15 protein-coding genes are annotated in these 12958 nt (G+C 73.1%); 10 read left to right on the top strand and 5 right to left on the bottom strand.

Annotated elements, in window-relative coordinates; translation table 11 throughout:
- Positions 1 to 8 precede the first annotated feature (8 nt).
- On the top strand, positions 9 to 944 hold the full coding sequence (locus ABZV00_RS20255; protein WP_355608382.1) for a pseudouridine-5'-phosphate glycosidase: 936 nt from the start codon (positions 9 to 11) through the stop codon (positions 942 to 944).
- Entirely contained in the window at positions 941 to 1840 is a 900-nt protein-coding gene (locus ABZV00_RS20250; RefSeq protein WP_355608380.1) for a PfkB family carbohydrate kinase, read from the top strand. Before ABZV00_RS20255 ends, ABZV00_RS20250 begins: the two co-directional genes overlap by 4 nt.
- A 27-nt stretch (positions 1841 to 1867) precedes the next feature.
- Here the strand turns inward: ABZV00_RS20250 and ABZV00_RS20245 are convergent, their stop codons facing one another.
- On the bottom strand, positions 1868 to 2227 hold the full coding sequence (locus ABZV00_RS20245; protein ID WP_355608378.1) for a DUF3099 domain-containing protein: 360 nt from the start codon (positions 2225 to 2227) through the stop codon (positions 1868 to 1870).
- Between the two features lie 104 nt (positions 2228 to 2331).
- Here ABZV00_RS20245 and ABZV00_RS20240 point away from each other — a divergent pair, with 104 nt between their 5' ends.
- Positions 2332 to 2619 (top strand): hypothetical protein, encoded by a 288-nt coding sequence (locus tag ABZV00_RS20240; protein ID WP_328424873.1) that lies wholly within the window; start codon positions 2332 to 2334, stop codon positions 2617 to 2619.
- A gap of 13 nt (positions 2620 to 2632) precedes the next feature.
- On the top strand, positions 2633 to 2944 hold the full coding sequence (locus tag ABZV00_RS20235) for a hypothetical protein (protein WP_278138095.1): 312 nt from the start codon (positions 2633 to 2635) through the stop codon (positions 2942 to 2944).
- 9 nt (positions 2945 to 2953) lie between these two features.
- Here ABZV00_RS20235 and ABZV00_RS20230 read toward each other — a convergent pair whose 3' ends face one another.
- Positions 2954 to 3544 (bottom strand): HhH-GPD-type base excision DNA repair protein, encoded by a 591-nt coding sequence (locus ABZV00_RS20230; RefSeq protein WP_355608375.1) that lies wholly within the window; start codon positions 3542 to 3544, stop codon positions 2954 to 2956.
- A gap of 94 nt (positions 3545 to 3638) precedes the next feature.
- Here ABZV00_RS20230 and ABZV00_RS20225 point away from each other — a divergent pair, with 94 nt between their 5' ends.
- The gene (locus tag ABZV00_RS20225; RefSeq protein WP_355608372.1) at positions 3639 to 5123 is read left to right on the top strand and encodes a methyltransferase; all 1485 of its coding nucleotides are present in this window, start codon (positions 3639 to 3641) and stop codon (positions 5121 to 5123) included.
- 40 nt (positions 5124 to 5163) lie between these two features.
- Entirely contained in the window at positions 5164 to 5586 is a 423-nt protein-coding gene (gene dtd / locus ABZV00_RS20220; RefSeq protein WP_328424867.1) for a D-aminoacyl-tRNA deacylase, read from the top strand.
- A gap of 121 nt (positions 5587 to 5707) precedes the next feature.
- Here dtd and ABZV00_RS20215 read toward each other — a convergent pair whose 3' ends face one another.
- On the bottom strand, positions 5708 to 6496 hold the full coding sequence (locus tag ABZV00_RS20215; RefSeq protein WP_328426374.1) for a sporulation protein: 789 nt from the start codon (positions 6494 to 6496) through the stop codon (positions 5708 to 5710).
- A 231-nt stretch (positions 6497 to 6727) separates the two neighbouring features.
- Between ABZV00_RS20215 and sigB the strand changes: the two genes are divergently transcribed.
- The 4 genes from sigB to ABZV00_RS20195 all read left to right on the top strand — a co-directional run bounded on the left by sigB (position 6728) and on the right by ABZV00_RS20195 (position 9153).
- Entirely contained in the window at positions 6728 to 7744 is a 1017-nt protein-coding gene (gene sigB / locus ABZV00_RS20210) for an RNA polymerase sigma factor SigB (protein WP_355608369.1), read from the top strand.
- Positions 7745 to 7868: 124 nt separating this feature from the next.
- On the top strand, positions 7869 to 8246 hold the full coding sequence (locus ABZV00_RS20205; protein WP_355608366.1) for a metalloregulator ArsR/SmtB family transcription factor: 378 nt from the start codon (positions 7869 to 7871) through the stop codon (positions 8244 to 8246).
- Positions 8247 to 8251: 5 nt separating this feature from the next.
- On the top strand, positions 8252 to 8749 hold the full coding sequence (locus tag ABZV00_RS20200; protein WP_355608495.1) for an SRPBCC family protein: 498 nt from the start codon (positions 8252 to 8254) through the stop codon (positions 8747 to 8749).
- Positions 8746 to 9153, top strand: coding sequence for a VOC family protein (locus tag ABZV00_RS20195; RefSeq protein ID WP_328424861.1), 408 nt, complete (start codon positions 8746 to 8748; stop codon positions 9151 to 9153). Before ABZV00_RS20200 ends, ABZV00_RS20195 begins: the two co-directional genes overlap by 4 nt.
- A gap of 48 nt (positions 9154 to 9201) precedes the next feature.
- On the opposite strand, the gene ABZV00_RS20190 is transcribed toward ABZV00_RS20195, so the two are convergent.
- Together ABZV00_RS20190 and ABZV00_RS20185 are read right to left on the bottom strand one after the other, a co-directional pair.
- Entirely contained in the window at positions 9202 to 11757 is a 2556-nt protein-coding gene (locus ABZV00_RS20190; RefSeq protein WP_355608362.1) for a GNAT family N-acetyltransferase, read from the bottom strand.
- A gap of 9 nt (positions 11758 to 11766) precedes the next feature.
- Complete coding sequence (locus ABZV00_RS20185) at positions 11767 to 12948, bottom strand: acetoin utilization protein AcuC (protein ID WP_355608360.1); 1182 nt, start codon at positions 12946 to 12948, stop codon at positions 11767 to 11769.
- Positions 12949 to 12958: the final 10 nt, after the last annotated feature.

Genomic DNA, 12958 nt, shown 5'->3' with positions numbered 1-12958 from the left:
TGCCCCCCGTGACTGACTTTCGCATCAGCTACGGCACCGAGGTGGCCGAGGCCCTGCACGACGGCCGGCCCGTCGTCGCCCTGGAGAGCACCATCGTCTCGCACGGCCTGCCCCGGCCGGAGAACCTGCGCGTGGCCCGGGAGATCGAGCAGACGGTCCGGGACGCCGGAGCGGTACCGGCGACGATCGGCATGATCGGCGGCGAGCTGGTGGTCGGCCTGGACGACGCGCAGCTGACCCGGCTGGCCACCGTCGATGGTGTGACCAAGCTCTCCGTCCGCGACCTCGCGGTGGCGGCGGCGACCGGCGCGGACGGTGCCACCACCGTGGCCGCGACCAGCGCGGTGGCCGCCGGCGCCGGGATCGGGGTGTTCGCCACCGGCGGTCTGGGTGGGGTGCACCGGGAGGCCGCGCACACCTTCGACGAGTCGGCAGACCTGATCACCCTGGCCCGGACCCCGATCGCGGTGGTCTGCGCCGGGGTCAAGTCGATCCTCGACGTGGGCGCGACGCTGGAGCGGCTGGAGACCCTCGGGGTCGCCGTGGTCGGTTACCGCACCCACCGGTTCCCCGGCTTCTACCTCACCGACGGCGGCTTCGACCTGGACTGGTCGGTGGACTCGCCGGAGCAGGTCGCCGCTGTACTCGCCGCCCGTGACCGGCAGGCCGTGCACGCCGGCGGACTGATCATCGCCAACCCGCTGCCGGTCGACGAGCAGCTCGACCCGGAGCTGCACGACCGGACCCTCGCCGACGGCCTGGCCCGGCTGGACCGGGACGGGGTGACCGGCAAGGCCGTGACCCCGTACCTGCTGGCGCACTTCCACTCGGCCACCGAGGGCGCGAGCCTGGCGGTGAACGTCCGGATCATCCTGCGCAACGCCGATCTGGCCGCGCGGATCGCGGTGGCCTCGGCCGCCCGCTCCACCGCCGTACCGGCATGACCCACCCGGCCCGGGTGGTCGTCGTCGGGGACGTGATCACCGATGTGGTCGCCGTGCTGTCCGGGCCGCTCGCGGCCGGCTCGGACACCGCGGCCGAGATCAGCCTTGGTGGGGGTGGGCAGGCGGCCAACACCGCCGCCTGGGTCGCCGCGCAGGGGGTTGACGTCACGCTCGTCGCCGCGGTCGGCGACGACGACGCGGGGCGGGACCGGATAGCCGAGCTCGACCGGGCGGGCGTCGACTGCGCGATCGACCGGGTCGAGGGCGTCCCGACCGGCATGGTGATCGTGCTGACCACCGATGGTGAGCGCACCATGGTCAGCCAGCGGGGCGCGAGCCTGCGGCTGAGCGCCGAGCACGTCGAGCGGGCCATCGCGGCGGTGCCCGACGCCGGGCATCTGCACCTGTCCGCGTACACCCTGTTGGACGCCGGGTCGCGCGGCGCCGGGCTGCGGGCGCTCGCCGCCGCCCGCGAGCGCGGGCTCACCACCAGCGTCGACGCGGCCTCCGCGGCGCCGCTGCGGCGGGTCGGCGCTGCGGCCTTCCTGGGCTGGGTACGCGACGTCGACCTGCTGCTGCTCAACGCGGACGAGGCGACGGCGCTGGCCGGCGGCCTGGACCCGGCGGCGCAGGGGCGGGCGTTGTCGGCGACCGCCCGACGGGTGGTGGTCAAGGGCGGCGCGGCCGGCGCGGTCTGGGTGGACCGCACGGACACGGTCAGCGTGGCCCCGGCCCGGCGAGTGACGGTGGTGGACGTCACCGGTGCCGGCGACGCCTTCGCGGCCGGTCTGCTCACCGCCTGGCTCGCCGGCGCCACCCCGGCGGCGGCGCTGAACCGCGCCACCGATCTGGGTGCGCTGGCCGTCTCCACGATCGGCGCCCGGCCACGGCCGTGACCTGTCGGACCCTGGCCCGTACGCGGGTCAGGGTTCGGCGTCGATGACCTTGTGCGGGCGCTCGTCGGCGGTGAGGCTCATCGGCGGGGTGTCGTCTTGCTGGCGTGGGTGGAACCGGTTGGCCAGCCGGTGCTCTTCCTTGGGCGGGCGGTCGTTGGCGAGCAGCACGGCCAGCCACGGGATGAGCACCATGCCGAGGGCACACAGCGACAGCCAGAGCCAGAGCAGTGGGGCGTTCACGCCGACCAGGATCGCGCCGACAACGATGCAGGCGACCCTGATGCACATCATCAGGACGTAGCGGCGCTGACGGCTGGTGAGCTGATCGTCCTGGCTGCGCGAGGCGTCGGTGATCAGAATCGGCTGGTACGCCTGACGCTTCACCATGGACCTCCTCGAGGGGATTACGCCCCATCCTGTCACCGCGTCGCCGTGATCAGCGAAATTCGACTCATCCCGTTGCGTGTTACGCCCGTGGTACGCTCCGCGACGTGGGCAGCAGGTTCAGCTTCACCGATGAGGCGTTGGCCAACCTGAGGGTCTACGACGTCACGCCCGGGGAAGTCTGGGAGGCGCTGCACAGCGCCCGACGGGTGATTCGCCACCTGGGCGACGACGTGATGGTCGTCTACGCCGTCGCCCGGCGGGGCCGCCGACTGGCGGTGCTGCTCGCCGAGGCCGATGGCACCGACAACGACTGGGACATCCTCTCCGCTCGCGAGCTGAGCGACGTCGAGTCCAAGCGCTACGACGAGGCCGTGCGGAGATCTCGCCGATGAGGAGGCCGTGACGATGCACCGTAACGACGCGACCAAGCAGTTCCACAGCGGCGACGACCGGATCGCCGAGCTGATCGATGAGAGCCCGGCGGTGGATCTGCCCACCCCCGACACCGACGTGCCGATGGTGAGCCGATCGGTCCGGCTGCCGCTGGACACCTACGAGCGGGTGCGGGCCGCCGCCGACGCCCGGGGCATCGGGGTCACCACGCTCATGCGTCAGTGGATCGAGGCCGGCCTGGCCGACCTGGACGACTCCGCCACCGTCTCGCTCGCCGACGTCCGGCGTGCGCTGGCCTCGCTGGCCCACCCCACCGCCGCCTGAGCGATCGGGTCAGCTGCCCGCGGTTTTCGCCTTCGCCGCCGCCTTCATCTGCTGCTTGTACTCCCGCACCTTGCGCAGCGAGTCGGCGTCGGTGACGTCGGCCACCGACCGGTACGCGCCCGGGTCGCCGTACCCGCCGGCCGCTTCCCGCCAGTCCTGCGGGGTTACCCCGAACCGCTTGCCGAGCAGGGCCACGAAGATCTGCGCCTTCTGCTTGCCGAAGCCGGGCAGCTCGGCGACCCGGCGGAACAGCTCGGGCCCGTCGGCGACGTCGGACCAGAGCAGGGCGGCGTCGCCGTCGTAGCGGTCCACCAGGACCTGGCACACCTCCTGCACCCGGGCCGCCATCGCCTTCGGAAACCGGTGCAGCGCGGGCGGGGTGGCGAAGATCGCGACCAGGGCCTCCGGGTCGTACCCGGCCAGCTCCGCGGCGTCCAGGTCGTGGCCGAGCCGCTGCTCCAGCACGTACGGCGAGGAGAATGCCTTCTCCATCGGCACTTGTTGATCAAGAACCATGCCAAGGAGTCTGGCCAGCGGGCTGCGCTCCAGCAGCAGGTTGGCCTCCGGGTCGATGGGTAGCACGAGCGTCATGCACACCATCCTGCCCGGCCGCCCAGCCGGGCGAACACCGACGCTCCGGGTCGGATCCGGCGGGTGGCGTGACCGGGGACACAACGGGGGGCAGGATGGCGGCGTGGACGAACACGACATGCTGCTCTCCCCCGCTGGCGTCGACGCGCTGCGGACCGCGCTGACCGGGGCCGGGTTCACCAGCAACGGGATCGCGAACCGGCTCGGCGCGCAGGCGACCGGCGCGGTCGCGCGCAACGATTACCGGGCCGCGCTGCGGGCGACCGAGGACCGCGATCCGCTCGGCACCCTGATCCGGGTGTTCATCTGCGACCAGACCGAGTCGGAGGCGACGGTGGCTGCCGCGCTGGCGCCGCTGAGCATCGACGAGGCGGTGGCTGGCGGGCTGGTTGAGCGGCACGGTGACGGCCTGCGCGCCGGCGTCGACCTCGAACCGTACGGCGACGACTGGTGGGTGCTCGCCGACGTGCCGGCCAGCGCCCGGCCGGGCCGGCCGCTGCACGCCGAGCATGTGCTCGGCCTTGGCGGGGCCACCCAGACCCTGATCGGCGCGACCGTCCGTCGGCCGGTCGACACTGCGCTGGACCTGGGCACCGGCTCCGGCATCCAGGCCCTGCACCTGGCCACCCACGCGGGCTCGGTGACCGCCACGGACCTCTCGGAGCGGGCCCTGCGCTTCGCCGCGACCACCGCCGCGCTCAACGGCCAGGACTGGGAACTGCTGCGCGGCGACATGGTCGCGCCGGTGGCCGGCCGGCGCTTCGACCTGGTGGTGAGCAACCCGCCCTTCGTGGTGGGCCCGGGCACCACCACGCACGTCTACCGCGACTCCGGTCGGGTGGGTGACGCGATCGGCGCCGAACTGGCTGCCGCCGCCCCCGGCCTGCTCACCGAGGGCGGCACCATGCAGTACCTGGCGAACTGGGTGCACGTCGCCGGCGAGGAGTGGGACGAGCGGGTTTCCGGCTGGTTCACGGGGACTGGCCTGGACGCCTGGGTGATCCAGCGGGAGGTGGCCGACCCGATGGCGTACGTCAACCTGTGGCTCACCGACGTCGGCGAGAGCGCCGACCCGCAGCGGATGGCCGCCTGGTTGGACTGGTTCGACGCGCACAAGGTGGAGGCCATCGGCTTCGGCATCGTGTCGCTGCGCAGGGGCGGGCACGCCGACCCGGTGGTCCGGGTGGAGGAGCTGCGCCAGCGGGTGCAGCCGCCGCTGGGCGACCAGGTCACAGCCTGGTTCGACCGCCAGGACTTCCTTCGGGTACGCGACACCGAGGCGCTGCTCGCCGAGCGCTACCGGGCCGCCGAGGGTCTCCAACTGCGACAGGAGGCCACCATGGGCGACGAGGGCTGGGCGGTGGACCGGCAGGTCCTCGCGATGCCGCACGGCCTGCGCTGGACCGAGGAGGTCGACCCGCTGGTGTTGGCGCTGGTCGGGGGCGCCGATGGGCGGCTGCCGCTGCGCGACCAGCTCGCGCTGCTGGCCGCGGCGCACGACGTCGCGCCCGATGAGCTGGCCGAGGCGGCCGGCCCGATCGTCGCGCACCTGGTGGAGCGCGGCATCATCGAGCCGGTGACCGCCTGATGCGGGTGAGACGGGCGGCCGGGCCGCTGGCGGGCCGCTGATGCGCGCGGTGGTGCAGACCGTCGGGCGAGCCAGCGTGACGGTGGACGGCGCGGTGGTCGGCGCGATCAAGGACGGCCTGCTGGTGCTGCTCGGGGTGACCCACACCGACACCGCCGAGACCGCCGCGACGATGGCCCGCAAGGTGCACGAGCTGCGCATCCTGGACGACGAGCGGTCCGCCGCCGACACGGGTGCGCCGATCCTGGTGGTCAGCCAGTTCACCCTCTACGGCGACGCCCGCAAGGGTCGCCGTCCGAGCTGGACCGCAGCCGCCCCCGCCGAGGTGGCCGAGCCCCTGGTCACCGCCGTGGTGACCGCGCTGCGCGAGCGGGGCGCGCCGGTCGAGACCGGCCGCTTCCGCACCCACATGCTCGTCGAAAGCACCAACATCGGCCCCCGAACCATCCTCCTGGACCTCTAACCCCACCCCGCACCCCCGCACCCGCACCCGCGCAGCGGTGATCAAGAGGTTCGCGTCAGAATTCGCCCTCGATGTGACGCAAACCTCTTGATCACCGGGGAGGTGGGGTCGAGCACGTCCGTTAGGAGAAGAGGCCTCGGCGGGAGAGGGACTGGCGGAGCCAGCCGTCGAGTTCGGCGGTCCAGTCGGTGCGGTCGGCGGTGGCGTGGTCGACCGTGAAGCGACCGAAGGCGTCGCGGCCCTCGGTGAAGACGCCGCCGCGCTTGTCGACCTCCAGCACCACCTGCATCTGCTGCGGGTCGGCGATGAAGGTGACCTCCAACTGGTTGATCGAGCGGGCGTACTGCGGCCCCGGGCTGAACTCGATCTCCTGGTAGAAGGGCAGCGTCTGCCGTACGCCGTAGATGTGGCCACGCTCCACATCGGCGCGGGCGAACCGGAAACCCAGTCGCAGCAACGCCTCCAGCAGGCGCTCCTGCGCCGGCAGCGGGTGCACCGCCACCGCGTCCAGGTCGCCCTTGTCGACCGCGCGGGCCACCTCCAGCTCCGTACGCAGCCCCATCGTCATGCCGTGCAGGTGCTGCCCGTACAGCTCGGTGACCGGCGTCTCCCACGGCACGTCGAAGCGGAACGGGATGTCGTGGCGCTGCCCCGGCTCCAGCCGGAACGCACCGGTGACCTGCTGGCGGTGGAACTCCTGAGTGGTGTCGTAGTCGTTGTCGCCGCTCTCCACCTCGACCCGGGTGACCAGGCCGAGCGCCACGTGGTCGATGTCGACCTGGTGGTCACCGCCGACGACCTGGATGCGGCCCTCCAACTGGCCGCCCGGGCGGCAGTTCGGGTTGGCCAGCACCGTCTCCACCGACGGACCGCCGACCCCCATCGCCTTCATGAGCCGCTTGAAGACCACACCATCCTCCATCTGCTGTCCCCGCCGACCTGCGATGGCCGACGGTCGGGACGGTAGCCCGGGCGGGCAAGGCACACCCGGGCGACACACCGCTCCGCCGATCCGACCGGATTCCTGTCGGGTGCCCGATCGCCTCACTCCCGTTTCACGCCCCGCCCGCCAAGCTGTGTGTCACACCGGCACCACTGAGCCGGAGGCACGGCACAGACGTGGACACGGGGAGAGACAGAGATGGTCCTGCAGATGACGGAACACCGGATGCGCCCGGCCGCCAGCACCGACACCGACGGGGCCACCGAGGTCCTCGCCGACCTGGACGCCACCGATGAGCGTGGCATCTCCACCGACCTGGTTCGGGCGTACCTCAACGGGATCGGCCGGACGAAGCTGCTGACCGCGGCCCAGGAGGTCGACCTGGCCCGGCGGATCGAGGCCGGCCTGTTCGCCGACGAGAAGTTGGCCACCTGCACCCCGGTCTCGCCGGAGCTGCGGGCCGATCTGGAGCTGATCGTCGCGGAGGGCCGCGCTGCCAAGGACCACCTGCTGGAGGCGAACCTGCGGCTGGTGGTCAGCATCGCCAAGCGCTACACCGGTCGCGGGATGGCTTTCCTGGACCTGATCCAGGAGGGCAACCTCGGCCTGATTCGCGCGGTGGAGAAGTTCGACTACGCCAAGGGCTACAAGTTCTCCACCTACGCCACCTGGTGGATCCGGCAGGCGATCACCCGCGCGATGGCCGACCAGGCCCGCACCATCCGCATCCCGGTGCACATGGTCGAGCAGGTCAACCGGATGGTCCGGGCCCGCCGCGAGCTGGCGGTGTCGCTGGGCCGCGAACCCACGGTCGCCGAGGTCGCCCAGGCGCTGGACATCCCCGAGTTCCAGGTCATCGAGCTGATCTCCTACGACCGGGAGCCGGTCAGCCTGGACCAGGCCGTCGGCGACGACGGCGAGAGCGCGCTCGGTGACTTCGTGGCGGCGGTGGACCCGCGCGGCGTGCCGGGCGACGCGGCCGCGCAGGGCGAGCTGCGCAACGAGGTGAGCATCGTGCTGGCCACCCTGTCGCAGCGGGAGCAGGCGGTCATCCGGCTCCGGTTCGGGCTGGACGACGGCCGGCAGCGCACCCTGGACGAGGTCGGCCGGGAGTTCGGCCTGTCCCGGGAGCGGATCCGGCAGATCGAGAAGGTGACGCTGCTGAAGCTGCGCGCCCCGGAGCGGGCCCAGCGCCTGGAGGCGTACGCCTGCTGACGCACCCGGTTCCCATGGAAGGCCTCGGCGGTTCGCCGGGGCCTTTCATGCTGTCGAGGTGCTTGACGGCGGCACCGATCCGCGATAGAAACCATGTGGTTATACAACCAGGAGGTTATAGGCGGTGGGCACCGAACTGTTGGACGCGACCTTCGCGGCGCTGGCCGACCCGACCCGGCGGGCCATCCTGGCCCGACTCGCGGGCGGTGAGGCGACGGTGACCGAGCTGGCAGAGCCCTTCGCGATGAGCCAGCCGGCCATCTCCAAGCACCTCAAGGTGCTGGAACGCGCTGGCCTGGTCAGCCGGGGGCGGGACGCCCAGCGCCGACCGTGCCGGCTGGAGGCCCGACCGCTGCGGGAGGCCACGGCCTGGCTCGCCGACTACCGCGACTACTGGGCGGAGAGCTACCAGCGCCTCGACGCCCTGCTCGACGAACTCCAGGCCGTCGACCAGACCGACGCCGAGCGCCGGCGCGCCCGACTGGACGGGACGGGCGGGTGACCGGCATCGGCGACCCGCTCGTCGTACACACCCCGGGCGACCGGGAGATCGTGTTGAGTCGGCTGTTCGACGCACCGGTGCACCTGGTGTTCGCCGCCTTCACCCAGCCTGAGCTGCTGGTCCGGTGGTACGGCGCACGCGGGTGGCGGCTGGCGGAGTGCGATGTCGAACTGCGGGTCGGCGGGCGGTGGCGGTATGTGTCACTGGGCCCGGAGGGCGCTCGGATGGTCCAGGCCGGGGTCTACCGGCAGATCGAGCCACCGCACCTGCTGGTCTGCACCGAGCTCTTCGACGACCAGTCCTACCCGGGCGAGACGCTGGTGAGCCACGAGTTCACCGAGCTGGCCGGGCGAACGACAGTCACCACCACGCTGCGCTACGCCACCCCCGAGGGGCGGGACATCGTGCTGCGCTACCCGATGGTCCGGGGCGTCGGGCAGAGCTTCACACGGCTCGCCGAACTGCTGCACCTGACAACGACGATGCGAGGAGAGACACCATGAACTGGACACTGGAAGTGGTGATCGTGCCGGTCTCCGATGTGGACCGGGCAAAGAAGTTCTACGCCGACCAGCTCGGCTTCGCCGTGGACCACGACACGGTGGTCGGCGACGGCGCACGGATCGTCCAGCTGACCCCGCCCGGGTCCGGCTGCTCGGTCGTGATCGGCAAGGGCGCCGTCCCGGACATGCCGCCGGGCTCGCTCAAGGGACTGCAACTGGTGGTGCCCGACCTGGAGCGGGCCCGCGCCGAGCTGGTCGAACGTGGTGTGGAGGTCAGCGAGATCCAGGTGCTGGGCGCCAGCCCGAGCCCCACGCCGCACCCGCTGGACAACGTCGGCTTCGTCTTCTTCACCGACCCGGACGGCAACGCCTGGGCCATCCAGCAGATCTCCAGCCGCGCCTGACCGGACCCGCTGAGAAGGGGCCTGACCGGACGCGCTGAGAAGGAGCCCTCACAAGCGGCGGGGGCCGGTGTCCGGTCGGGCGGCCACGCCGCCGACCCGTACCTGGGCGTGCAGGACCGAGATGCCGTCCGGGCGGGCGAGCACCGGGTTGAGGGTCAGCGAGCGCACCCGGGGCTGCTCGTCGGCGAGCTGACCCACCCGCAGCAGCAGGTCGGCCAGGGCCGCCCGGTCGACCGGTGCGGCGCCCCGGTGCCCGCGCAGCAGCGGCGCCGCCCGGGGCTCGTCGACCAGCTCTGCGGCGTCCCGGTCGGTCAGCGGCACCGCCCGCCAAGCCCGGTCGCCGAGCAGCTCGGTGGCGACCCCGCCGAGGCCGAAGCCGACCACCGGCCCGAACGCCGGATCTTCCACCAGCTCCACCACGCAGGCCACCCCGGGCGGGACCATCGGCTGTACCAGCACGTCCGCGCCGAAGGCCGCCGCCAGCTCGGCGTACGCCCGGCGGACCGTCGACTCGTCGGGCAGGTCGAGCCGGACCGCGCCCAGGTCGAGCCGGTGCCGCAGCCCCGGGGCGGCGGCCTTGAGCGCGACCGGGAAGCCCAGCCGCGCCGCCGCGCCGGCCGCGGCGTCGACCGAGTCGACGGGCACCGACGCCACCACGTCGATGCCGTACGCCGCCAGTAGCGCGGTCGGGTCAGGCGGGTCGGCGCGCAGCGCGGTCTGCGCGGCGGTCCGGTCGATCCGGGACAGCTCGGGCGCGACTCCGGGCGGGCGACGCAGCCATTCGGCGTACCGGTGCACCCGGGCGAATGCCCGCACCGCCTCCTCCACGCCGCCGTACACCGGCACCCCGGCCGGCAGTCGCCCGACCAGGAACGTCGCCACGGTCGGCTTACCCAACGCGAGTGCGGCGGGCAGCGCGGCGGCGACATCGGCGTCCACATTGCTGGGTTGGCCGGGCAGCGGTGGGGCGAGGACCACCACCAGCGCGTCCACCCGGTCGTCGGCCGCCGTCTCGGCCAGCGCGGCCGCGAAATCGGCGGCGCCGGCGCTCGGCCCGACGTCACGGGGGTAGCCGTCGACGACGGTGAGGCCCTGCCCGGCGCAGGCGCTCGCCGCCAGGCCGGTCAGCGCCGAGGAGTTGCCGACCACGCCGACCCGGCCGCCCGCCGGCAGTGGCTGGTTGGCCAGCAGCACCCCCACGTCGAGCAGCTCCGGAACGGTGTCCACCCGGATGACCCCGGACTGGGCGAAGAGCGCCGCCACCGCCACCTCGTCCGGCCCGGCGGTGTCGCCGACCCCGACCGGACGGGCGGGCGAGGCGAGCGCGACGACCGGTTTGGCCCGGCCGATCCGCCGAGCCAGCCGGGCGAACTTGCGCGGATTACCGAAGGTCTCCAGGTACAGCATGATCACGTCGGTGTCGGGGTCGTCCTGCCAGTACTGGAGCAGGTCGTTGCCGGAGACGTCGGCCCGATTGCCGGCCGAGACGAAGCTGGACAGCCCGAGGCCACGCCGGTCGGCCTCGGCGAGCAGCGCCACCCCGAAGGCACCGGACTGGCTGAAGATGCCGGCCCGACCGGCTGGCGGCAGCGCCGGGGCGAGCGTGGCGTTGAGGCGTACCGCCGGGTTGGTGTTGGCCACGCCGAGACAGTTCGGGCCGACCACCCGCATCCCGGCGGCGTGCGCCGCGCGGACCAGCGCCCGCTGCATGGCCGCGCCCTCGGCGCCGGCCTCGCCGAAACCGGCCGAGATGACCACCAGGCCGTGCACTCCCGCAGCGGCCGCGTCGGCGACCACCGCGGTCGCCGCCTCCGGCGGAACCGCCACCACCGCCAGGTCCACCGGCAACTCGGCGTCGACCGCCGACGGGTACGCGCGCAGCCCCGCCACGGTCGACGCGCTCGGATGCACCGGCACCACCGCACCGGTGAAACCGCCGTCGCGCAGGTGCCCGAGCACCGCCGCGCCGACGCCCTGGCCGGTGGCGCTGGCACCGTAGACGGCGATCCCGCGCGGGGCGAGCAACCGGGCGATCGAGCGGGCCTCGGTGCGATGCTCCCGACCGCGCTGCACCTCCAGCGTGGCCTCGGTGGGCGCGATCGGGAAACTCAGGTGAACCACGCCGTCGGCGTACTCGCGCTGGACCTGGTAGCCGAAGTCGGCGAAGACCCGCAGCATCGTCCCGTTGGCCGGCAGCACCTCGGCGACGAAGCTCATGATGCCGTTACGCCGGGCGGCCTCGGCCAGGTGCTCCATCAGCACCGAACCGATGCCCCGGCCCTGGTGGGCGTCCTCCACCACGAAGGCCACCTCCGCCTCCGGGGCCTGCGGGCCGAGCCGCTCGTAGCGGCCGACCGCAACGATCTGGTCGCCGGCCAGCACCACGAACGCCTCCCGGTCGCGGTGGTCGACGGTGACGAAGCGGATCAGATCCCGCTCGGGGATGCGCGGGTACGGCGAGAAGTAGCGCAGGTAGCGGGTGCGCTCGGAGAACCGGCCGTGCATCGCCACGATGTCCGGCGCGTCCTCCGGACTGATTGGTCGCAGTTGGACGGTGCTGCCGTCGCTGAGCAGCACGTCCACCGACTGGTCGACGGTCGTCACCGGCCCGGCTCAGTCCCGCGGATCGTGCGGGTCGAGCCCGAGCAGCGGGAACACCGTCTTGCGGGTGGCCGCGATCGCCCGGTCCACCGCGTTCGGCTCGCCGGTCGGCTGCCACGGCTCGTACGACGGGTCCGCGTCGTCGGTCATCCGCAGCGGCACCTCCCGACCGGGGCCACGGGCGGCGGCCAGCGCCCGCCACGCCGGCGGGGTGAGCGTCGCCGGGTCGAGCGGGGCGCCGGTGGCCACAGCCAGCAGGTGGGTCCAGGCCCGGGGCACCACCTCGACCAGCGCGTACCCGCCGCCGCCGGTGGCCACCCAGCGGCCGTCGCACAGCTCGTCGGCGAGCGCCCGCAACGCCAGGTAGGTGGCCCGCTGCCCGTCCACCGTCAGGTTCAGGTCGGCGAGCGGGTCCAGCCGGTGCCCGTCGGCGCCGCACTGGCTGACCAGCACCTGCGGTCGGAACGCCCGCAGCACCGACGGCACGATCGCGTGGAATGCCCGCTGCCAACCGGTGTCGTTGACGCCCGGGGGCAGGGGCATGTTCACCGCGGTGCCCTGCGCGCCCGGCCCACCGGTCTCGTCCGGGAAGCCGGTGCCCGGGAAGAGCGCGAGTGGGGTCTCGTGCAGGCTGACCGTGAGCACCCGAGGGTCGTCCCAGAAGATCTCCTGCACCCCGTCGCCATGGTGCACGTCGACGTCCACGTACGCGACCCGCTCGGCGCCCAGGTCGAGCAGGCGGGCGATGGCCACCGCCGGGTCGTTGTAGACGCAGAAGCCGGAGGCCCGGGCCGGCATCGCGTGATGGAGGCCACCGGCCACGTTCACGGCTCGCCGGGCGTCACCCCGCCAGACCGCCTCGGCGGCGGCCACGGTGGCACCGGCGATCAGCGCGCTGGACTCGTGCATCCCGTCGAAGACCGGATTGTCGGAGGTGCCCAGCCCGTAGCCGGCGAACAGCGGGTCGTACGGCGCGGCGCGCACCGCAGCCAGGTAGGCCGGCTGGTGCACCCGGGCGAGCAGGGCGTCGTCGGCGGGCTCCGGCTTGACCAGGCGTACCCCTGGGCGGTCCAGGATGCCCAGCTCGCGGGCGAGCGCGATGGTCAGCTCCACCCGGACCGGGTCGAGTGGATGCTCGCCCATGTCGTAGGCGAGCAACGACTCGTCCCACACCACCACCGTGTCCTCGGACATGAGCCCATCG

This window comes from Micromonospora sp. NPDC005173 (genome assembly GCF_040608515.1).
In the GTDB taxonomy this organism is placed as follows: Bacteria; Actinomycetota; Actinomycetes; order Mycobacteriales; family Micromonosporaceae; genus Micromonospora.
The sequence above is the reverse complement of the archived record's forward strand: the minus strand, read 5'-3'. Positions and strand labels throughout refer to the sequence as shown.